At 37.4% G+C, this 19,056-nt stretch carries 19 protein-coding genes; 8 read left to right on the top strand and 11 right to left on the bottom strand.

The window, feature by feature from the left end:
• Positions 1–64 precede the first annotated feature (64 nt).
• Complete coding sequence (gene ydiJ, locus HJP15_RS01250) at positions 65–3,136, top strand: D-2-hydroxyglutarate dehydrogenase YdiJ (protein ID WP_170172870.1); 3,072 nt, start codon at positions 65–67, stop codon at positions 3,134–3,136.
• Positions 3,137–3,228: 92 nt separating this feature from the next.
• Here ydiJ and HJP15_RS01245 read toward each other — a convergent pair whose 3' ends face one another.
• Together HJP15_RS01245 and HJP15_RS01240 are read right to left on the bottom strand one after the other, a co-directional pair.
• Entirely contained in the window at positions 3,229–4,419 is a 1,191-nt protein-coding gene (locus HJP15_RS01245) for a cation:proton antiporter (protein WP_170172869.1), read from the bottom strand.
• Positions 4,420–5,631 (bottom strand): tyrosine-type recombinase/integrase, encoded by a 1,212-nt coding sequence (locus tag HJP15_RS01240; RefSeq protein ID WP_054203688.1) that lies wholly within the window; start codon positions 5,629–5,631, stop codon positions 4,420–4,422.
• Between the two features lie 116 nt (positions 5,632–5,747).
• Here HJP15_RS01240 and HJP15_RS01235 point away from each other — a divergent pair, with 116 nt between their 5' ends.
• From HJP15_RS01235 to HJP15_RS01225, 3 genes are all read left to right on the top strand, one after another.
• The gene (locus HJP15_RS01235; protein ID WP_170172868.1) at positions 5,748–6,311 is read left to right on the top strand and encodes a lipid-binding SYLF domain-containing protein; all 564 of its coding nucleotides are present in this window, start codon (positions 5,748–5,750) and stop codon (positions 6,309–6,311) included.
• A gap of 383 nt (positions 6,312–6,694) precedes the next feature.
• A complete protein-coding gene (locus tag HJP15_RS01230; protein WP_170172867.1) occupies positions 6,695–6,889 on the top strand; it encodes a hypothetical protein in 195 nt (64 codons plus the stop codon).
• Positions 6,890–7,001: 112 nt separating this feature from the next.
• A complete protein-coding gene (locus tag HJP15_RS01225) occupies positions 7,002–7,478 on the top strand; it encodes a hypothetical protein (protein WP_170172866.1) in 477 nt (158 codons plus the stop codon).
• A gap of 139 nt (positions 7,479–7,617) precedes the next feature.
• Here the strand turns inward: HJP15_RS01225 and HJP15_RS01220 are convergent, their stop codons facing one another.
• Together HJP15_RS01220 and HJP15_RS01215 are read right to left on the bottom strand one after the other, a co-directional pair.
• Positions 7,618–8,661 carry a patatin-like phospholipase family protein gene (locus tag HJP15_RS01220; protein WP_170172865.1) on the bottom strand — a complete coding sequence of 348 codons (1,044 nt, stop codon included), beginning with the start codon at positions 8,659–8,661 and terminating at the stop codon, positions 7,618–7,620.
• A gap of 73 nt (positions 8,662–8,734) precedes the next feature.
• A complete protein-coding gene (locus HJP15_RS01215) occupies positions 8,735–10,141 on the bottom strand; it encodes an alanine/glycine:cation symporter family protein (protein WP_054203694.1) in 1,407 nt (468 codons plus the stop codon).
• Positions 10,142–10,568: 427 nt separating this feature from the next.
• On the opposite strand from HJP15_RS01215, the gene HJP15_RS01210 reads away from it, so the two are divergent.
• Both HJP15_RS01210 and HJP15_RS01205 read left to right on the top strand, forming a co-directional pair.
• Entirely contained in the window at positions 10,569–10,982 is a 414-nt protein-coding gene (locus HJP15_RS01210) for a LexA family protein (RefSeq protein ID WP_054203695.1), read from the top strand.
• Positions 10,970–12,232: a Y-family DNA polymerase gene (locus tag HJP15_RS01205; protein WP_054203696.1), complete on the top strand. Its 1,263-nt coding sequence runs from the start codon at positions 10,970–10,972 to the stop codon at positions 12,230–12,232. The genes HJP15_RS01210 and HJP15_RS01205 overlap by 13 nt, the downstream gene beginning before the upstream one ends.
• Positions 12,233–12,346: 114 nt before the next feature.
• Here the strand turns inward: HJP15_RS01205 and HJP15_RS01200 are convergent, their stop codons facing one another.
• The 6 genes from HJP15_RS01200 to HJP15_RS01175 form a co-directional block, all read right to left on the bottom strand.
• A complete protein-coding gene (locus HJP15_RS01200; protein ID WP_054203697.1) occupies positions 12,347–12,811 on the bottom strand; it encodes a hypothetical protein in 465 nt (154 codons plus the stop codon).
• Positions 12,812–12,915: 104 nt separating this feature from the next.
• Complete coding sequence (locus HJP15_RS01195; RefSeq protein ID WP_054203698.1) at positions 12,916–13,434, bottom strand: DUF4240 domain-containing protein; 519 nt, start codon at positions 13,432–13,434, stop codon at positions 12,916–12,918.
• The gene (locus HJP15_RS01190) at positions 13,431–13,625 is read right to left on the bottom strand and encodes a YwbE family protein (protein ID WP_054203699.1); all 195 of its coding nucleotides are present in this window, start codon (positions 13,623–13,625) and stop codon (positions 13,431–13,433) included. Before HJP15_RS01190 ends, HJP15_RS01195 begins: the two co-directional genes overlap by 4 nt.
• A 57-nt stretch (positions 13,626–13,682) precedes the next feature.
• On the bottom strand, positions 13,683–14,132 hold the full coding sequence (locus tag HJP15_RS01185; RefSeq protein ID WP_169328205.1) for a hypothetical protein: 450 nt from the start codon (positions 14,130–14,132) through the stop codon (positions 13,683–13,685).
• A gap of 4 nt (positions 14,133–14,136) precedes the next feature.
• Entirely contained in the window at positions 14,137–14,424 is a 288-nt protein-coding gene (locus HJP15_RS01180) for a hypothetical protein (protein ID WP_170172864.1), read from the bottom strand.
• Complete coding sequence (locus tag HJP15_RS01175) at positions 14,417–14,638, bottom strand: hypothetical protein (protein ID WP_054203702.1); 222 nt, start codon at positions 14,636–14,638, stop codon at positions 14,417–14,419. Before HJP15_RS01175 ends, HJP15_RS01180 begins: the two co-directional genes overlap by 8 nt.
• Positions 14,639–14,739: 101 nt before the next feature.
• On the opposite strand from HJP15_RS01175, the gene HJP15_RS01170 reads away from it, so the two are divergent.
• Both HJP15_RS01170 and HJP15_RS01165 read left to right on the top strand, forming a co-directional pair.
• Positions 14,740–15,549, top strand: a complete 810-nt coding sequence (locus HJP15_RS01170) for an ion transporter (RefSeq protein ID WP_170172978.1) — start codon at positions 14,740–14,742, stop codon at positions 15,547–15,549.
• A 160-nt stretch (positions 15,550–15,709) separates the two neighbouring features.
• Positions 15,710–17,824 carry a TonB-dependent receptor gene (locus tag HJP15_RS01165; protein ID WP_170172863.1) on the top strand — a complete coding sequence of 705 codons (2,115 nt, stop codon included), beginning with the start codon at positions 15,710–15,712 and terminating at the stop codon, positions 17,822–17,824.
• 68 nt (positions 17,825–17,892) lie between these two features.
• On the opposite strand, the gene asd is transcribed toward HJP15_RS01165, so the two are convergent.
• Complete coding sequence (gene asd, locus HJP15_RS01160) at positions 17,893–19,038, bottom strand: aspartate-semialdehyde dehydrogenase (protein ID WP_170172862.1); 1,146 nt, start codon at positions 19,036–19,038, stop codon at positions 17,893–17,895.
• Between the last annotated feature and the right edge of the window lie 18 nt (positions 19,039–19,056).

The following is a 19,056-nucleotide window of genomic DNA, read 5'->3' as shown; positions in this document are numbered from 1 at the left end:
ATCTTCAATTTCTATTGCTCTTGAGCATGATATAATCGAACAAATGCCTTAATTTATCACCGTCATGATAGCAACTATTAGCCAACAAGATGCCGCGACCAATTTAGTCGCAAGTTACCTAAAAACTATAACAAAACAAGGGTTTACTGGCGACACTGATGCAAGCTATGCCACCCGTATAACTGCATCAACCGATAACAGTATTTACCAACAGTTACCGCAAGGTGTTATTTTTCCTAAAACTGAAAAAGACATCCAAATTGCTTTGCAAACGGCTGCTCAAGACCCATATCTATCACTCACTTTTGGTCCTCGTGGCGGTGGAACTGGTACTAATGGTCAATCGTTAACTCCTGGCATCGTGGTTGATTTATCGCGTTATATGCGTGAAATCCTCGAAATTAACCCAGAAGAAGGCTGGGTTAGAGTGCAAACAGGTGTAATAAAAGATCAACTTAATGACTTTTTACGCCCTTATGGATTTTTCTTCGCACCCGATTTATCAACCAGTAACCGAGCAACAATTGGCGGAATGGTTAATACTGATGCTTCAGGGCAAGGTTCACTCGTCTATGGTAAAACCAGCGATCATGTTTTAGGACTTACAACCTATTTAGTTGACGGCACACAAATGTCTACCAATCCAATAGACATTAATAAAGCTAAATTAATTGCAGAGCAGGACACCACAATAGGTAAATTATACGCAACGGTACTCGATATTTGCTTGTCTGAGCGTGACGCTATTTTAGCCAAATTCCCTCGCTTAAATCGATTTTTAACCGGGTATGACTTAGAGCATGTGCTAAGTGATGACTTACAAACATTTGATATGAGCCGATTAATAACAGGCTCAGAAGGTTCACTTGGTATTGTTACAGAAGCTAAATTAAACATTACCCCAATTGCTGAATTTAAAACCTTAATAAATATTAAATACGATAGTTTTGATTCTGCACTTCGCCACTCACCATTTTTAGTAGATGCACGTGCAACGTCTGTTGAAACAGTCGACAGCAAAGTATTGAACCTTGCACGCCAAGATATAATCTGGCATTCAGTATCGGACTTAATAACCGATGTTGAAAATAAAGATATGCAAGGACTCAACATGGTTGAGTTTAATGCAGTATCAGCCGATGACATAAAAGATAAAGTTGAATCATTATGTGCTTTACTTGATGACTGTGCAGCGCAGCAAAAAAATGGTGTCATCGGGTATCAACTAACGAGTAATAAGGCTGATATTTTAAAAATTTACGCCATGCGTAAAAAATCAGTTGGTTTACTCGGTAATGTTAAAGGCTCACAAAAACCACTCGCATTTGCCGAAGATACCGCAGTTCCTCCAGAAAACCTCGCCGATTTTATCGTTGAATTTAGAGCGTTACTTGATAGTCATAATTTACAATACGGAATGTTTGGTCATGTTGATGCTGGGGTTTTACATGTACGACCCGCACTTGATATGTGCGACCCAGAACAAGAAAAATTACTTCGCGTGATCTCCGATCAGGTTGTAAAACTCACAGCCAAGTATGGCGGTTTAATGTGGGGAGAGCATGGTAAAGGTTATAGAAGTGAATACGGCCCTGAATTTTTTGGCGAGCATTTATTTACACAATTACGCCGTATAAAATCAGCTTTCGATCCAAACAATCGTATAAACCCAGGTAAAATATGCACCCCGATTGATAGTAAGGACTCACTTGTAAGCGTTGATGATCAGAAGCGTGCATGGTTCGATAGAAAAATTTCGGTTGATGTTAAAACCAGCTTTAACAACGCAATGACCTGTAACGGTAATGGTATTTGCTTTAATTATGATGAAAACTCCCCAATGTGCCCATCATATAAAGTAACGGGTGATCGTCGTAATTCACCGAAAGGCCGCGCAAGTTTAATGCGCGAATGGCTGCGTTTACAAGAAGCAAAAAATATAGATTTAATTGAAGTTGAAAAAGAGCTCAATAAAGGTGAAGTCATCACCTGGTGGGAACGTTACCAACATAGTCGAGATAAAAGCAAAGGCGAGTACGATTTTTCTCATGAAGTTAAAGCCTCAATGGATGAATGTTTAGCGTGTAAAGCATGTACTACCGCCTGCCCAATTAAAGTAGATGTGCCCACTTTTAGATCACGCTTTTTAAATTATTATCACAGTTATTATGCTCGCCCTTTAAAAGATTATTTAGTTGGTAATATTGAAGCAAGCGCACCATTAATGGCAAAATTTTCAAACGTGATAAACCCAATAGTAAAAACTAAATTTGTTAGCTCGCTAATAAAAAAATCTGTTGGCTATGTTGATACACCCATATTAAGTTCACCACGTTTAGAAAAACGAATAAACAAAACACACAAATTTAATTTTGCACATTTATCAGCACTCAATCCAGAACAACAAAATGAGTATGTGTTCATTGTTCAAGATCCATTTACCAGTTTCTATGAAGCTGAACTAGTCGAAAGTTTTATAAAAATAATTTCAGCATTAGGGAAAAAACCAATCCTGTTACCATTTAAACCCAATGGTAAACCGCAGCATGTTAAAGGTTTTTTACATGAATTTAAAATCACAGCAAAAAATGCAGCCGCATTTTTAAATTCATTATCAGAAATAAACGCACCATTAGTTGGCTTAGATGCATCACTAGTTATGTGTTATCGCGATGAGTATAATTCGATTCTCGGTGATGAGCGCGGGGATTTTGAAGTGCAACTTGCTCATGAATGGTTAGCGACACAATCATTTAAACCATTAGCTGATAAAATAAAAAACACTCAAGATAAAAATTTTACATTATTAAGCCATTGCACTGAAACAACTGCGTTACCAAAAGCAGCGAATGTATGGCAAACAATTTTTTCTGATTTAGGTTTAACTCTTAATACAACAGCCACCGGTTGTTGTGGTATGGCTGGTACTTATGGTCACGAAGCACAAAACCAAAATAACTCTCGCGCACTTTATGAAATGAGTTGGCAAGGTGTAGTAAATAAAAATAAACCTGAGCAACTATTAGCAACTGGCTTTTCTTGTCGCAGTCAAGTAAAACGCTATGAGAAATTTAAACCCAAGCATCCAATAGAACTTATCGCAGAACAATTTATTAGCCCCGGTAGTATTAAATAAATAGTGATTTTATTTAATACTTGAATTCAAGAATGAATAAAAAATGCCACATTATTTTTAAAGTAATGCGGCATTTTATTTTTATATATAAATTATTTTAAATAACTATCAGCAATTGGCTTTGTACTCATGCCATGAATAAAAACGCTAAATAAAATAGTCGTCATAGTAATAGTGGCTATAATAAATTTATTTTCTATATCGCTATCGATCACCATCAAAGTAAATACTATAGATGCTAACCCTCTAGGCCCAAACCAGGCAAAAGTAAAACGCTCTTTTACTTTCAAGTGCGTAAATTGTAATGACAACATAACAGGAGTAATTCTGATCAGTGTTGTACTTAACAAGGCGAATCCTACAATAGCCCATGATAATTCTGGTAAAACTAAATAACTACACACAAAACCAAATAAGCACCAGATCAGCAAACCACTAAAATCTGCAATGTGTTCACTGTCTTCAACCAGTTTGAGACGTAATGACGACTCTGTAAATCTATCAAAAATTAATCCTGCAACAAACACTGCAATAAAACCACTGCTATGTAAACTTTGCGCAAGAGAAAATACAGCCACAGCAATCCCAACAACTAAAAATGGGCTCGTATTATTTGAAAAATAATGGCGTTGCATCGAAAATTTAATTAATGGAATCACTATAGCCATTGCCGTAATAGCAACAAAAATTGCGACTCCAAGCTCACGAGCAAAAACCAGTGCAGTATCATAAAGCGAAAATGCAGAGGCGGGCTCTTTGGCTAACAACATAAGTATTAAAAATACTGGCACACATAAACCATCGTTTAATCCACTTTCAGTATTAATACCTTCACGAACTTTTTCAGGTACTGCACTGCTATTTAATAAGCCTTTACTAAGCGCGGCGTCTGTTGGCGTTAAAATAACAGCGACTAATGCTGCTTGGATAAGTGTTAATTGAGTAAACATTAAACTTGCAATAACAATTCCGATTATTAAAGTAAGTGGCAATGCTACAAAAAGTAACAGGCTAGGGTATTGAAAACTATGTTTTAAAACCGACAGTTTTGTTTTCGCCGCATCAGTAAATAAAAAGATACTCAAAGTCAGCTCAATCAAAGGTAACAAACGCTCAAGGTCACTTAATAAGAATACAGTTTTACCAGGGATTAAAATTGCAAGCATAGCTCCAATAATGACAAAAAACATTGGCCCAGTAATTTCTGCACGTTCGAGCTGGCGGATAGATAATGAGTAAATTAAAAATGCTAAACCTACAGCTGTTAATACACCATATTCCATTTAGATTTTCCTTTTAAGTCCTGATTTTGCGCGCTCTTTTATATTTGTTTGAATATAAATTTGGTCGGTCGTCGCAATTTTTGCATGGCCTAAATCTTCAGATAAATGTTTTAAAGGTCGTGTTTGTGCATCATGTGTTGCACCGGTATGCCTGAGCCAATGTGCAGTTGCGGATTCAAGTTGCTCTGCATCATCAGTAAAACCATCATCAAGCAGTGATTTTTTTGCTAAATCAAAACTTTGCTGAACTAAACGACGAATTTGACGAACCGTCATACCACCTTGACCACGAATTTTATGCACTAAAGGATCTGCTTCATCAACACGGGGCAGGGCCGTTAACCCGCGATATAATCTATAACGTTTTAAGTAAGTTACAAAATCTTCACTCAGGGTTACATCGCGTAATTTATTGCCTTTACCCATAATTCTTAAAAACCAAAAGCCATCATTGTCTTGCCAAAAATGTGACATTACCGGTGACCATTGTGGTCGTTCCGATAACTCTGATATTCGTAAATAAAGGCCTTTTAAACAAGCTAAAGTAAATAAATTACGTTCTAGCTCGGGGTTTTGTTCGCATTTATCACGAGTTACACCAAATACATATTCCCACTGAATATCGCTTAACGTATCAGGAATTTTAATTTGTGATTGCACAACCAAGTATGGACTATTCTTTTTAACAACAGGAACAAAATTCGCAAACGTTTTTTCTTCTAAAATCGAAAATTTATAAAATACATTAAGCGCGGTAAACATTGCAGATAAAGTTTGTTGACTGGCTATCGACTCTTTAAGAATAAAAGGGCGCCAGTTTTCATTTAAACGCCTAAGTCCTTGTTCATTTTTATAACGTGATTGCACAGATGTTGATGCCCAGTTTTTATCTGGCTCAACCATAAAATCAACGTATGCTTCAATATCTTCGCGTTTTAATTCAAATACTGATTTTTCAGCAACTAACCACGCCCATAAATAAAAGCGTTCTAGTTCATTACGAAAACGATTAAAAGTCGCTTCTGATTTTCGACCATAAACATATAAAAACTGATACAGAAATACTAACTCATGCTTTGATTCAGCGACAGTCAAGCCAACTTGCTGTATAAAGGAGGCAAGTTCTGGGTATTCAGATCGCAATGTATCATCTTCAAGATGAGCAATTTGATATCGTAATTGTTTTAATGTATCGACCAATGCAACAAGCATATTATGGTTATTTCTAATAAAATAAAGTACTTACAGTTTAACTTTAAAGTCCGATACTGTCTAGTATTGGACATTATAAAGCTATAATTTTGTTGTTCGTCGTTTAAGGTAAGCATATGAAAAAGTTTATGGTTTTAAGTTTAATCGTCTTCACGTTTGCATTGTCTGGTTGTGCTACAACGGGTAGTGCTTCTCCTGCTGAAAAACGTGATCTTGTGCAAAATATGAGAGCTGATACGCTAACCAAATTATACAAAGAAAAGCCAGATGTTAAAGAGCAAATTAAAAATGCGGCTGGTTATGCTGTTTTCGATAATGCCAATGTTAACGTTGTATTAGCCAGTTTTGGTGGTGGTTATGGGGTTGTTAAAAATAACCTAACGGGTAAATCTACTTATATGAATATGGGTGAAGCTGGTTTAGGCCTAGGTTTAGGTGTAAAAGATTTTAATGTTGTGATGGTTTTTCATAATCAAGCTGCATTAAATCGTTTTGTTGAACATGGTTGGGCCTTCGGTGGTAATGCCGATGCAGCCGCTAAATACCAAGATAAAGGCGGTGCTATTGTTGCCGAAGCAATCGCCGATCAAGTAACTGTTTACTCATTGACCGAAAGTGGCCTTGCATTACAAGCTGTATTAAAAGGGACTAAATTTTGGGTAGATTCTGAGCTAAATTAAGTATTCAAACCCCTCTAAAAGTGGGCTAGTTTGTGTAATTACGCCCGCTTTAATTTATTCAACACTATTTAACATAAGATAGATTATAGGCTATCAGCTATCAGCTATCAGCTATCAGCTATCAGCTATCAGCTATCAGCTATCAGCTATCAGCTATCAGCTATCAGCTATCAGCTATCAGCTATCAGCTATCAGCTATCAGCTATCAGCTATCAGCTAAAAATAACTTATAGCTTAAATTTTTCAATTAATTTTAATTCAAATTTTCTTATAGCTATACTTTTATCAAACGCTCAGCCAAACCAAATCTCAATAATTTATCTAGGCTATTTTCTCCTACTCGCCCATGCGTAGATTGCAGAATTTCAGATTACGATAATACAATGACCACCCCTTGGGGAAAAGTTAAGCCTTCTGATGTTCAGCTAGTTCACCGATACAAATGGTCAGCAAGGAAATCTGAAAATATGTACAAAACACTTAAGGAGCAAAATAAAACACAAGATGTATATTTACCTGAATTACAAAATCAACTATTAGATATAATTAGAGAAATATCAGAAAGAACTGGAAGTTAGCAAAAACTCAAATTTAGTTGACCATGCAGTAAACTAAGCCATTAAATTAAATAGTTTTTATCACCTTCAACTATTTGTTATTCTAAACTTAACAAATAAAAAAGGACAAAAAATGCCTGTCAACACTATAGATTATCTAACAGTAATTAATTCATATACTCCTTCACTTACTAGTACAAACATCATAGCTTTAATGGCACTTTTGGTTGCTTTCACTCAGTGTCGAATACAAAAGAGTAACCTTAGGTTAGCTCTGTTTGAAAAGAGATTTAAAGTTTATTTAGATTCACAAAGACTTTATCAAGAATATACTAAGGGATATATTTCTGACGTTACTTTTAGCTACTTTATTTGTTCATTTCATGCATCAAAAGTACTATTCCCAAAACCTTCAGGGGTCTATACGTTTCTAGATGAAATACATAAATCAGCCGTATCTTTCAATAGTACTAAAACAGCAAGTGAAGATACTGATGAACCAACTGCCTTAGAAATGATTGATAAATACAGAATGGAAGCTTGCTCTAATTTAAATGGTTTTTTAGAAGAGCTAAATAAGTTAATGACGCCATATATAAAGATTAAATAGCAAGACAAACTGTCCCAACTGACAACAAGCTTAAATCATTAATAAAAAAGGGCTTTTCGCCCTTTTCTTTAATATTACGTACCATAACTAATGGGCTGTATAGACAGTATGATCAATAAGCATAAAAAAACTCACATTCTTAAATTGTCTTTACTTCAAACTTACCTATTGTTAGATTTTTATCAAATGCGTCGGCTAGTTTTTCGGTTTCGCTAAATACGGTATTCCAATATTTTATTCGGGTGTCGGTATCGAGTTTTGTAAAGTCTGTTCTGTCTGGTATTTTCCCGTAAGGTAAGCTGGCGATGAATTTTTTAGACGGGGTGATCATTACCACGTTATCGTAATTTTCTGTGGCTACTTTACGTTTTAAATTTTTATCGAACCACCCTGCCTTGGGATCTGAATTAAAATGTGGGTATAAAATCAAACCTGGGTTGTTAATTTTTAAATCAAAATGATAGTCAACAATGCCGCCGTCGCGGTACATACCAGGCGGCGATCCAGCTATATTTTTTATACCTTGCATAACTAATGGGATTGAACCAGATGCTAACAAAGCATCTTTTAAATTTTCGCTCGTTAAATCTAATTGTGTAGTTTTAATTTTATAACTGTCTTCAATTGAAAAATCACTATTAGGTGCTTGATAAATAAAACGCTCGTATTGATTTTTTAAAAATCGGCGATCAACTCGATTATACAAATAGCTTTTTGTTAAGCCTAATAACTGTAATGCTTTATGATCGCTGCCTACAAAGCCATTTGATTTAGCGACAATAAAGTGTGCTTTAAAAATAGGATTATTAATGATTTCGGCAACACCTGTTTGGGCAAAAACATCGTCTAATAACTGTTTTGCTTTTTCGGTTATTTCTGCTGGTGTTGGTTTAGCGGTTGAGTAACGTGTTTGGGAATACGATTTAGCTAAACGCTCAATCGCTGCAACAGGATCCTTTTGTGCAAAACACGCGGCACGAAATGCGCCGGCTGATGAGCCAACTAAGTTTAATTGCGTCGTTCTATTTTTAAAAAACTCACCAAAAATATACTTATCTAAACCAAATAAAGTAAACCATTTAGGCCCACCGGATGCACCTAAAAAGGTATTAAAAAGCGGTGCTTTAAAGCCTTGTTCGGCAATTATTTTTGCAGCAGTTTTACCTGCATATATCTCTATCATGGTAATACTTAATTATTTTAGCGCGATTACACTGAATATTTATTCAATTAAACATTCAGCATAAGCGAGCTATTTAATGCCAAATACCCTTTTCGGTCTTACCTTGAATAATGACATTTTTTGCATTAAATTTAGGTTCAATACCTTGGGCTCTTTGCTTATTATAATCATCTGTTACATTTAAAATAGTCGGGGTGAGTAATATAATGGCAATAACGTTAACCACGGTCATCAAACCCAGCGCAATATCGGCTAAATCCCACACCTCTTTTAATGTTGCAGACGCGCCCCACATCATCATTGATAAATATAATAGTGTATAAATGCCGCGCCCTATTTTATTATCAAGCTTAAATAAGTGCAGGTTGCTTTCTGCATAGGCGTAGTTGGCCACTACAGAAGTAAACGCAAATAAAGTAATGGCTGCAGCCACAAAATATACGCCACCCTGTGCTAAATGTGCGGTCATAGCTGCTTGCGTTAAACGAATACCTTCCATCTCGCCGCTAATATCCACATTAGCAAGTAAGATGATCACCGCGGTGCAGCTACACAGTACAATAGTATCGAAGAATACACCCAGCATTTGAATATATCCTTGAGTTACAGGGTGGTTAGGTGTTGGTGAGGCGCTAGCTGATGCATGCGGCACACTGCCCGCGCCTGCTTCGTTTGAATATAAACCCCGTTGTATACCATTTTTTATTGCAGCTCCCATTGCCCCCGCACCGGCTTCTTGCAGGCCAAACGCAGATAGGAATATATCCTTTAACATAGCAGGTACTTGGCTAAAGTTGAGTAGTGTAATAATGACCGCAGCCAGCACAAATATAATCCCCATCACGGGCACTACTCGTTCAGCAAAGCGTGCAATGGCTTTGAAGCCACCTAATATAATAGAGCCTGCGAGGATGGTTATAACAATACCAGAGTAGAATGTTGGAATTTCAAATGCGAAATTAAGTGCATCGGTTATGGTATTGGTTTGCATAGCGCTAAAGGTAAAGCCGTAACCTAAAAATAAGCACAATGCGAATGCAATAGCGAGACTGCGGCTATTTAAACCTTGTTTAATATAATAAGCAGGGCCGCCTCTAAATTCACCTTGGCTATCGCGTACTTTATATACTTGACCAAGCACGCTTTCAGCAAAGCCTGTGGCCATGCCTAATATAGCAATGACCCACATCCAAAATATTGCGCCACTGCCACCCAGTGATATAGCAACCGCTACACCGGCTAAATTCCCCGTGCCAACACGGGCACTTAAGCCTGTGCAAAGCGCTTGAAAAGAGCTTATATCGTCTTTATTACATTTACTGCTGCCTTTAAGCAGGCTAAACATATGTTTAAATTTTAGAATTTGCACAGCTTTTAGTCGCACTGAAAACCAAATACCGGTAAACAGCAGGATATAAATAAGGACTTGCCCTTCACCCCATAAAAGATTATTGATGCTGCCTACAACTGTGTTAAACATGTTTATCCCTTCTTGAACTCAAGTATTAAACCTAGCACCTTTATGAATAACAAATCACTAAATGCGTATTTTTATTTAATATGCACTTTATCGTGATTTGTTAAATAATCAAGAAGCTATTAACGTTAAAGGGAATTTTTTATTTTTACTAGAAGAAATTACCTACAATAAACAAAGTAGCCATCACTTAGCGTTTGAACTCAGCAGCATTTGAGTAAGTACTTATGTCTGGCTGAATATTTCACTATAAATAATGGTTTCTCTATATTGATGAAAAGACACAGCTAGACTTTAGAAAGAAAAAAATAATAAACATAAAAATCATGTATTTAAGTTTTAGTAATTAATTTACTGTCACCCCCTGCTTGGCTTTTTAGCTAATTTTACATTATACTGTATAAACATACAGTATAATGTGTTTTTATCTATGCATGTCATTCCTATATATATCGAAGCGGGCGTATGCGGGTTTGAATCGCCAGCCGCCCAATATAAAGAACTTGGTTTATCTTTGGATCAATTATTAATTAAACATCCCGATGCGACATTTATCGGTGTGGCTTCTGGGGAGTCAATGCAAGGCGTTGGCATTTTTGATGGTGACTTATTGCTTGTGGATCGCGCTGAAGAAGCCAAAAATGGGGACGTTATTGTGGCTAATTTAAATGGCTTATTTGTATGTAAGCTATTAGACAAAACTAATGCCCGCTTACTCTCAGCCTCAGCTTTATATTCACCTGTGCAACTAAGTGATGCCGATGAATTTCAATTAGAAGGTGTTGTCACTCGCTCTATTCGATTACATCGTCCAAGTCCTGAGCTACACCAATGTACGCCTTAGTGGATGCTGTAGCATTTTATGCCAGTGCAGAAAAAGTATTTGATCCCGCAATTCGTTCAAAACCGGTGGTAGTACTTACTAATAATGATGGCTGCGTGTGCGCTATTTGCCCTATAGCACGGCGTTTAAATATTCCTAAATTCCAACCTTATTTTAAAGTTAAGCATTTATTGGCTAAGCATAAAGTAATCGTTCGTTCATCTAACTATGAGTTATACGCAGATTTAAGCGATAGAATGATGAATGTGATCAGTCGTTTTTGTGATAAACAATATATATATTCAATTGATGAGTCATTTTTACATTTTACCGGTTTTACTCCTTTAATTAATGATTGGCATCAGTACGGACACTTGATCCGCCGTACAGTATGGCGTGAAACTAAATTACCTGTGGGGGTCGGCTTTGGCTCAACGCCCACTTTGGCCAAAGCAGCAAATCATGCAGCTAAAAAGCTTAAGGGTTTTAACGGGGTTGCTGTCATTGATAGCGAACAAGCGCGACTGCGTATTTTAGCTGCGATGGATGTCGCTGATATATGGGGAGTGGGCAAACGTTTAGCCAAAAAGTTAAAGCAACTTCATATTAACAGTGCACTTGATTTGGCAAAACAAGATCCACTGCAAATGAAACGCTTATTTAATGTGGTACTGGCTCGTACTGTGGATGAACTAAACGGCCGAACCTGTTTAGAGTGGGATGAAGTACGCCAAGATAAACGTGAAATTTTTTCGACTCGTAGCTTTGGTGAACGTTTAACAGATCCAACGGTATTAAAAACAGCCTTGATAAACCATTGTACTATTGTTGCTCGAAAATTGCGTCTGCAACGCTCTTTAACTAAACGCTTATTATTATTTGTGGCAAGCTCCCCACATGAACTAAACGCTTATAAAAAATCATTAGTGTATGAGCTGCCCACATCTAGCGCTGATAGCTGTGTATTTGCCAATGCAATTAGCGAGGTTTTTGCACAATTATACCAACAAAATGTTCGCTTTTATAAGTGTGGCGTGGGAGCATTAGAGCTTAGTTCACAGCAATTTCAGCAATCAGATCTTTTTACGCCGAATAAAAATAACATTAAACTAATGAAATGTTTGGATTCTGTAAATGCGCGTTATGGCAGCAATACGCTTGCTTTGGCAAGTCAGCAACAAAGCCAAGCGTGGCATATGAAACGTGAATTTTTATCTCCACAATACACCACTCGCTGGCTACATTTGCCAAAAATAAGCTGTAACTTATAAAAGGTTATAACAAGGAAAAATTATGATATGTAGTTGTTCTATATAAGTAATTTTTAACGTAGTTAGTGAGTTACTTAATTTGCTAGAATGATCACGTTTTTAATAAAATTGGTATTATGGCTGGCGCTCAAACTCACAGCGTACATTGGTATTTTCAACACTGTATTGAATACGCGTAGGCGAGATGAAATGCAGCATTTGGCTCGTATCTAAATTATCAGCCTGATTTTCACAGCGAGTATGGCGCAGCGATAGCGTAACTCTTTGCGTTGTGTATTTGTATTTAGTCGTCACTAAACAAAAGTTTGCCGTTTTATTCGTTTGCGTTCCATGATGCAAGGCGGTAAAAACAATCCCTTCACCTAGTTTAAACCCTAGGCTTGGCGCGCTTTTATCAAACCATGATAATTGCCCATCAGTGCACACACTCGCGCTGCCTGAAACTAACTTATACGTACCTACTTTAGTGTTTAACAAACTAATAAACTGACTTTTATTGCTTGGTAGTTCAGTTTTAGCACTGATTGTAGTGCTAAAAAAAACAAACACGAAACACAGTAATATTTTACGATAGCCCATTAAATACCTGACTTAGAGTGGTTTGTATTTACAGCATAGCATGCAATGTCTATTAAAATTAAACAAACCTATAATGAATCGTTGTTTACTTTTTATAGTTAAAATTATTGCCAATATTTAGCAAATAATTGCGGATACGCGAGTTTTAAAAACTTAGCTTTGTCTTTAAAGCGTTTACCTTTAGGCTGTTCTTGCCCTGATGGAGCAAAAGGTAATTCATCTTCATTGCGCTCTTCGTACAGTAATCCTGCAATAAGATCATACTCATCTAAATAGGGATAGGGTTGCTCATTTAAATGGTATACAGGCGTGCAATCGGCCAATGAATCTGCATTATCGAGGGCTGCGTTAAAAGCAGCTTCGCCACGAGATATTAACCAACAGCGAAACTCTGAAAAACCATACTCATCGTTACAGCCTGCCATTACAAACGCTGCGCCAAATAACTCCCACGTAAAACTTTGTCGCATACAGAGACTAAATTGCTTATCGAATTCAATTAACTGATCGTCGTCTAAATCTGTAAGTAAGTTTTTTAAACGCTCGCTCACTGACTCTGGCTCAGCGGTTTTATCTTCTACGGTAACCAATTGCCAAAATTCAGCGGGGGTAAGTACACTCATGACAATATCTCTTTCACTCGCCCTACTTGTCCATCCTCTAAACGAACTTTAATACCATGAGGATGGTTAGGTGATTTAGTGAGTAGGCGCTCAACAACACCTTGGGTCAATGTGCCGCTACGCTGATCTTCTTTTAAAACGATATTAACTTCGCTACCAGGGGTAATTTGTGAACGAGTAGGAACAGTCATTATTGATCTCTATTACTATTTTGTAGAATTATAGCCTTATGTGATCGCAATACCAAATTAAACAAGAGTGATTTGAATAGTTTGCTGCTCATTAGCTGCTAAAATTGAGCACATATGTGTTTTGAGCTCGCACGCTTTACCCACTAATTGAAAATCAAAACCTTGACCATTGCCATCCAATATACAACTTAAGTAATTGTCACCAATTGTTATTTTGCTAATACGGGGGATATCAAGCCGAGATAGTTTATTTACCATACTTTGTTTAATGATTAACTCATTGCCTTCACGTGTAATAGCCGCTGTAACCATATTTTTTTCTAAAAACTGCTGACTATAACGTCGTGAAAACGCCCAGAACGCTATGGCCACTACAAAGCCATTGCTTAGCACATGATTTGCACCTACGGGTTGTTGAAGCTGATAAAGCCCAAATATAAAAAATAAACCTGCTAATATGAGCAGCCCACGCTGCTTTTGTTTATTCGTTAAATTAGAAAACATCATAATCCTAAAGATTGTCAGCGCTAAATATAAATTTTTTGACTGTTAAATCAATGCTTGCAAGTTTTTTACTTATTATATTTTTAACTAATTGAGTATCTTGATTTTTCGTTGCTTGCTCAAGCGCTAATTGATCTTTAAAGTAACAGCTTAATTTAAGTGATGTAGTTGGTTTACTTAAATCTATCTCATGAGTTAGCCAACTAAATTCACTTAGTTCATCTTTAATTTCTTCACAAGCTCGCGTTAAATTGACACGCAGTACTTTATCGAATTGCTTTTGTGTTTTAGTCATTTTTAGTCGCTTGCTGCTCTGCTCGTTGCTTTTTAAACTCATCGTAGCCATCTTCTTGGCGCTTTATGCACTCATGATACTCTTTATCAGCCATATAATTACATTCACCTAACCGTGCAGATTGAATTTCATGGTAACGTGAATTTGAGCTACATGCGGTTAAAAAAACCACTAGCATCGCACTTATAGCGAGCTTTAGCATATTGAAAAGCATTAAAAATTCCTTACATTTAAAACCGGAAAAGTAATTCATCCATGACTATTTTGCTGTATATTGCACTCGTTTTTATTTATAACCGTTAAGGGATAATTATGATGTTGTCGCAGTTACACGAGCTGTTCCAGCGTATCGATAAAAGTAAAATATTTCAATCATTTGTTATTGTAGTTATTATAATTTCTGCATTAACAGTAGGCGCACATACTTACTCACTACATCCAACGGTTGAGTTTTTTTTACATTGGATGGATATTGGCATCACCGTCTTTTTCTTGATTGAGTTGATCATTCGTTATATCGCGAGTAAAGGCATCAAAGACTTTTTTTCCAAAGGGTGGAACATCTTTGATTTAATAGTAGTCGTAGGCAGTTTATACCCTGCTGCAGGCTCAAGTGTATTTATAGCACGGTTGCTACGTATTTTTCGCGTTCTACGCCTGGTATCAATGGTTCCTGAACTGCGTTTATTAGTTAACTCTCTGCTTAAAGCTATCCCACAAATGGGCTATATCGCCCTTCTAATGTTTGTTATTTTTTATATCTATGCAGCAACAGGAAGTATGTTATTTTCTGAAATAAACCCTGTTTTATGGGGGGATGTGTCTATTTCGATGCTTACTCTGTTCAGAGTGGCAACATTTGAAGATTGGACCGACGTCATGTATGAAACCATGGCCGTGTATAAGCTAAGCTGGATCTATTACCTTACATTTATATTTTTGACCGCTTTTGTGTTTTTGAACATGATGGTAGGCGCTATTTTAGAGGTAATGTCTGAGGAGCACCGCAATGCGCGTGAAGAGCAAACAAACATTAATGATATGCCAGCAACACAAGGGCAAATAAACGAATTAAAAACACAATTAAGTGAGTTAAAGACATTGCTTAGTGAAAGAAAAATGTAACTCTTCGTGTAATGACACTTCTTAAATGCAGTGTCATTACACTTTAAAACCATAAAATCATTTTAGAAGCGTGCACAACCCTAAAGAGGAACTCAATTGCGAATCATTTCCAATTAGTTTATTATTACGTTCCATTTTTATATTGCGCATTTTTAAGAATATGATCAAAACCAACCTTAGCATCCTAGCACTTATAATTTCAGCTCAAGTAACCGCCAACGATGAACCACAAGACTTAGAACGTATTTTAGTTACCGGTAGCCGTATCGCTGAAAGTATTGATGAAATTCCATCATCGGTAACAATTATTGGCCAAAAAGAACTCGCAGCACAACTTAAAGTAACCACTGATCTGCAAAGTATATTAGCAATGTATGTACCCGGCATTGCCTCAAGCAGTGGAACATCAAGTAACTTTGCACAAACATTACGTGGCCGTGCAGCACTTGTTATGATTGACGGTGTCCCGCAATCAACACCACTTAGAAATGGGTCTTTAGGAATGCGTTCATTAGATCCTCATGTCATTGAACGAATTGAAGTTATTCAAGGTGCGACCTCTATTTATGGTAATGGTGCTGCGGGAGGTATCATTAACTACATCACTAAAAAGCCTGCAACAAACAGTAAGTTTAGTTTAAACACAACCGCATCGACACAATTTAGTGCGGTAAAACTTGATGACTCTGCCGGTTTAAAAGTAACGACAACCGCATCAGGTGAAATTGATGACTTTAGCTATATTGTCAGCTTAGGTATTGAAAATAATGGCGTATTAAGAGACGCTGAAGGTGATGCACTCGGTACACAATATGGATTATCTGAAGCAAAGTCGCGTAATTTCTTCACTAAACTAAGTTATGACTTTGATGCCGATAAATCACTGCAAATGACCTACAACTATTTTGAATCGCAACAAGATTCTGCATGGGTTGATGTTATTGGTGATATCAATAAAGGTGAAAAAACCTACGCAATAAAAGACGCTGTAAGCACGCCATTTAATGCAGCGCCACAAGGGCCACGTGGTAATCATAATTTACAGATAAAATACACTGATGCAGAGATTTTTAGTAATACCGCATTCAATTTAGATGTGTATAAACAATCCATCGAAAATGTATTTTTTTACTCAACGGTTTTAGCAAACCCTGATTTAAACCTAGCAGGTGGACAGTCGTTAATTAAGTCAGAAAAACAGGGATTACGCTCAGTATTTAATACGTTAGCTGATTGGGATAATGTTGAAGCGACCTTTATTTACGGCGTTGATATCCTCAATGATACTACTTCTCAACCAATGGTTGATGGTCGACTTTGGGTACCAGAAATGGACATGGTTAATGTTGCTGGTTTCTTACAAAGCAAGTGGGTTATTCAAGATGACTTTATTGTCAAAGCTGGACTTCGCTATGAAAATATGGATATTGAAGTAAATGATTACAATACATTAAAGCTATGTAGAAGCGCTGATCAATGCTCTGTTCCCAAAGCTGTAAAAGGCGGAACCATTGAATTTACCGCAACAACGTTTAATGTTGGTTTTCGTTATAATGCAAACCAAGCGTTTACACCTTACGTAAGCTATTCGCAAGGTGCTAACATTCCTGATTTAGGTGCTTTATTACGCTCAGCAACAGTACAAGACATTGCACTTATCCAAACTGAAGCGGCGATAATAGATAACTATGAAGTCGGTTTTGTCAGCGAGTTCGAACAATTTAGATTTGAGTTATCCGCTTATAAAAGTTTTTCAGATTTAGGGTCACGCAGCGTACAGGATCCAAAAACTGGGATTTATATAACACAACGCGCACCACAAAAAATTTGGGGCTATGAAGGGGTACTTAACTACACGTTCAATGACCAATGGGATTTAGCTGCAACGTATGGTTACGTTGAAGGCAAGCACAGCAATACAGGCAATTATTTAGGAGCACGTGAAGTATCTGCGCCTAAAGGCACACTTGCATTAAATTGGCAGCCAACTACGCAGGCAAAAATGTCAGTTCATTATATTCATGTTAGCGACCGAGATCGTTTTGAAAAAAATGATAAAGGCGTTTACACCGGCGATGAGGGGCCTGTAAATGGCTATGGCATTGTTAACTTAAGCGGCAGTTACGATTTTGAACAGTGGTCGCTGTTTGCAGGTGTTGAAAACTTACTTAATAAAGATTACTTCCCTGCCCGTTCACAAGCTTTAACGTTTAGAGCGTTTAACGTCAAAGGGATCGGGACTACCGTAAACTTAGGTATTAACTACCGTTTTTAAATAAACTAAATTGGCAATAAAAAAGGGCGGTAATATCCGCCCTTTTAATATTAATAGATATTTAATGTCTACGCGTTATTACCTTCAACTATAATACGTAGCATACGGCGAAGCGGCTCTGCAGCGCCCCATAATAACTGGTCGCCCACTGTAAACGCGCTTATATATTCAGGGCCCATCGTTAGTTTGCGAATACGCCCAATTGGAATGCTAAGCGTGCCTGTCACTTTAACCGGTGTTAAATCAGTTGCTGTAATATCGCGTTCATTTGGGATCACTTTAATCCATTCATTATGTGATGCTAAAATCTGTTCAATTTTCTCTACACTGATATCTTCACGCAGCTTAATAGTCATCGCTTGAGAATGGCAACGCATCGCACCGATCCTCACACATAAACCATCAACGGGAACTGGTTGCTTAGATGAACCTAAAATTTTGTTCGCTTCAACCTGCGCTTTCCACTCTTCTTTGGATTGACCACTTGGCATAGGCACATCAATCCATGGAATTAAGCTGCCAGCAAGGGGGACTCCAAATTGCTCTTGCGGTAAATCGCTTGCGGCAATTTGTTCTGTCACTAGTTTATCTATTTCTAAAATAGCGGCTTGTGGATCAGCTAACTTATCAGCAACAGACGCATGAATAGAGCCCATTTGTGCTATTAGCTCTTTCATATTACGAGCACCTGCACCGGATGCTGCTTGATAAGTCATTGGGCTTACCCATTCAATCAAGTCTTGTTCAAACAAGCCGCCTAGCGCTAATAGCATCAACGATACGGTGCAGTTGCCACCAACAAAGGTTTTAACCCCCTGTTCTAACCCTTGCTCTATGACATCTTTGTTTACTGGATCAAGAACAATAATACTGTCATCGGCCATGCGAAGTGCGGACGCCGCGTCAATCCAAAAACCATCCCAACCGGTAGCACGTAATTGAGGATATACCGCTTTGGTATAATCTCCCCCCTGGCAGGTAATAATAATATCCATTTGGGCAAGGGCATCTACATCCGTTGCATCAAGTAGTGGTTTTGCATTGCCAGCGAGATCAGGACCTAATTGGCCTGTTTGCGAGGTGGTAAAAAAAGTGGTGTCGATCAGTGCAAAATCATTTTCTTGTTGCATACGCTCTAATAAAACAGAGCCAACCATGCCGCGCCAACCAACCAAGCCTACTTTTTTCATTGTTTGTTCCAGTGTTTGAGTCATAAGAGATACCTAATTCAT

Origin of the sequence: Pseudoalteromonas sp. NEC-BIFX-2020_002 (assembly GCF_013002825.1) — a bacterium.
GTDB classification, from domain to species: domain Bacteria; phylum Pseudomonadota; class Gammaproteobacteria; order Enterobacterales; family Alteromonadaceae; genus Pseudoalteromonas; species Pseudoalteromonas neustonica.
The sequence above is the reverse complement of the archived record's forward strand: the minus strand, read 5'-3'. Positions and strand labels throughout refer to the sequence as shown.

What these genes read in the sequence shown, in the direction of transcription:
- HJP15_RS01245 (WP_170172869.1), bottom strand. Translation starts at nt 4,419, where the DNA reads ATGGAATATGGTGTATTAACAGCTGTAGGTTTAGCATTTTTAATTTAC.
- HJP15_RS01235 (WP_170172868.1), top strand. Translation starts at nt 5,748, where the DNA reads ATGAAAAAGTTTATGGTTTTAAGTTTAATCGTCTTCACGTTTGCATTG.
- HJP15_RS01185 (WP_169328205.1), bottom strand. Translation starts at nt 14,132, where the DNA reads ATGATGTTTTCTAATTTAACGAATAAACAAAAGCAGCGTGGGCTGCTC.
- HJP15_RS01200 (WP_054203697.1), bottom strand. Translation starts at nt 12,811, where the DNA reads ATGGGCTATCGTAAAATATTACTGTGTTTCGTGTTTGTTTTTTTTAGC.
- HJP15_RS01210 (WP_054203695.1), top strand. Translation starts at nt 10,569, where the DNA reads ATGCATGTCATTCCTATATATATCGAAGCGGGCGTATGCGGGTTTGAA.
- HJP15_RS01215 (WP_054203694.1), bottom strand. Translation starts at nt 10,141, where the DNA reads ATGTTTAACACAGTTGTAGGCAGCATCAATAATCTTTTATGGGGTGAA.
- HJP15_RS01230 (WP_170172867.1), top strand. Translation starts at nt 6,695, where the DNA reads ATGACCACCCCTTGGGGAAAAGTTAAGCCTTCTGATGTTCAGCTAGTT.
- asd (WP_170172862.1), bottom strand. Translation starts at nt 19,038, where the DNA reads ATGACTCAAACACTGGAACAAACAATGAAAAAAGTAGGCTTGGTTGGT.
- ydiJ (WP_170172870.1), top strand. Translation starts at nt 65, where the DNA reads ATGATAGCAACTATTAGCCAACAAGATGCCGCGACCAATTTAGTCGCA.
- HJP15_RS01205 (WP_054203696.1), top strand. Translation starts at nt 10,970, where the DNA reads ATGTACGCCTTAGTGGATGCTGTAGCATTTTATGCCAGTGCAGAAAAA.
- HJP15_RS01180 (WP_170172864.1), bottom strand. Translation starts at nt 14,424, where the DNA reads ATGACTAAAACACAAAAGCAATTCGATAAAGTACTGCGTGTCAATTTA.
- HJP15_RS01225 (WP_170172866.1), top strand. Translation starts at nt 7,002, where the DNA reads ATGCCTGTCAACACTATAGATTATCTAACAGTAATTAATTCATATACT.
- HJP15_RS01195 (WP_054203698.1), bottom strand. Translation starts at nt 13,434, where the DNA reads ATGAGTGTACTTACCCCCGCTGAATTTTGGCAATTGGTTACCGTAGAA.
- HJP15_RS01190 (WP_054203699.1), bottom strand. Translation starts at nt 13,625, where the DNA reads ATGACTGTTCCTACTCGTTCACAAATTACCCCTGGTAGCGAAGTTAAT.
- HJP15_RS01165 (WP_170172863.1), top strand. Translation starts at nt 15,710, where the DNA reads ATGATCAAAACCAACCTTAGCATCCTAGCACTTATAATTTCAGCTCAA.
- HJP15_RS01220 (WP_170172865.1), bottom strand. Translation starts at nt 8,661, where the DNA reads ATGATAGAGATATATGCAGGTAAAACTGCTGCAAAAATAATTGCCGAA.
- HJP15_RS01175 (WP_054203702.1), bottom strand. Translation starts at nt 14,638, where the DNA reads ATGCTTTTCAATATGCTAAAGCTCGCTATAAGTGCGATGCTAGTGGTT.
- HJP15_RS01240 (WP_054203688.1), bottom strand. Translation starts at nt 5,631, where the DNA reads ATGCTTGTTGCATTGGTCGATACATTAAAACAATTACGATATCAAATT.
- HJP15_RS01170 (WP_170172978.1), top strand. Translation starts at nt 14,740, where the DNA reads ATGTTGTCGCAGTTACACGAGCTGTTCCAGCGTATCGATAAAAGTAAA.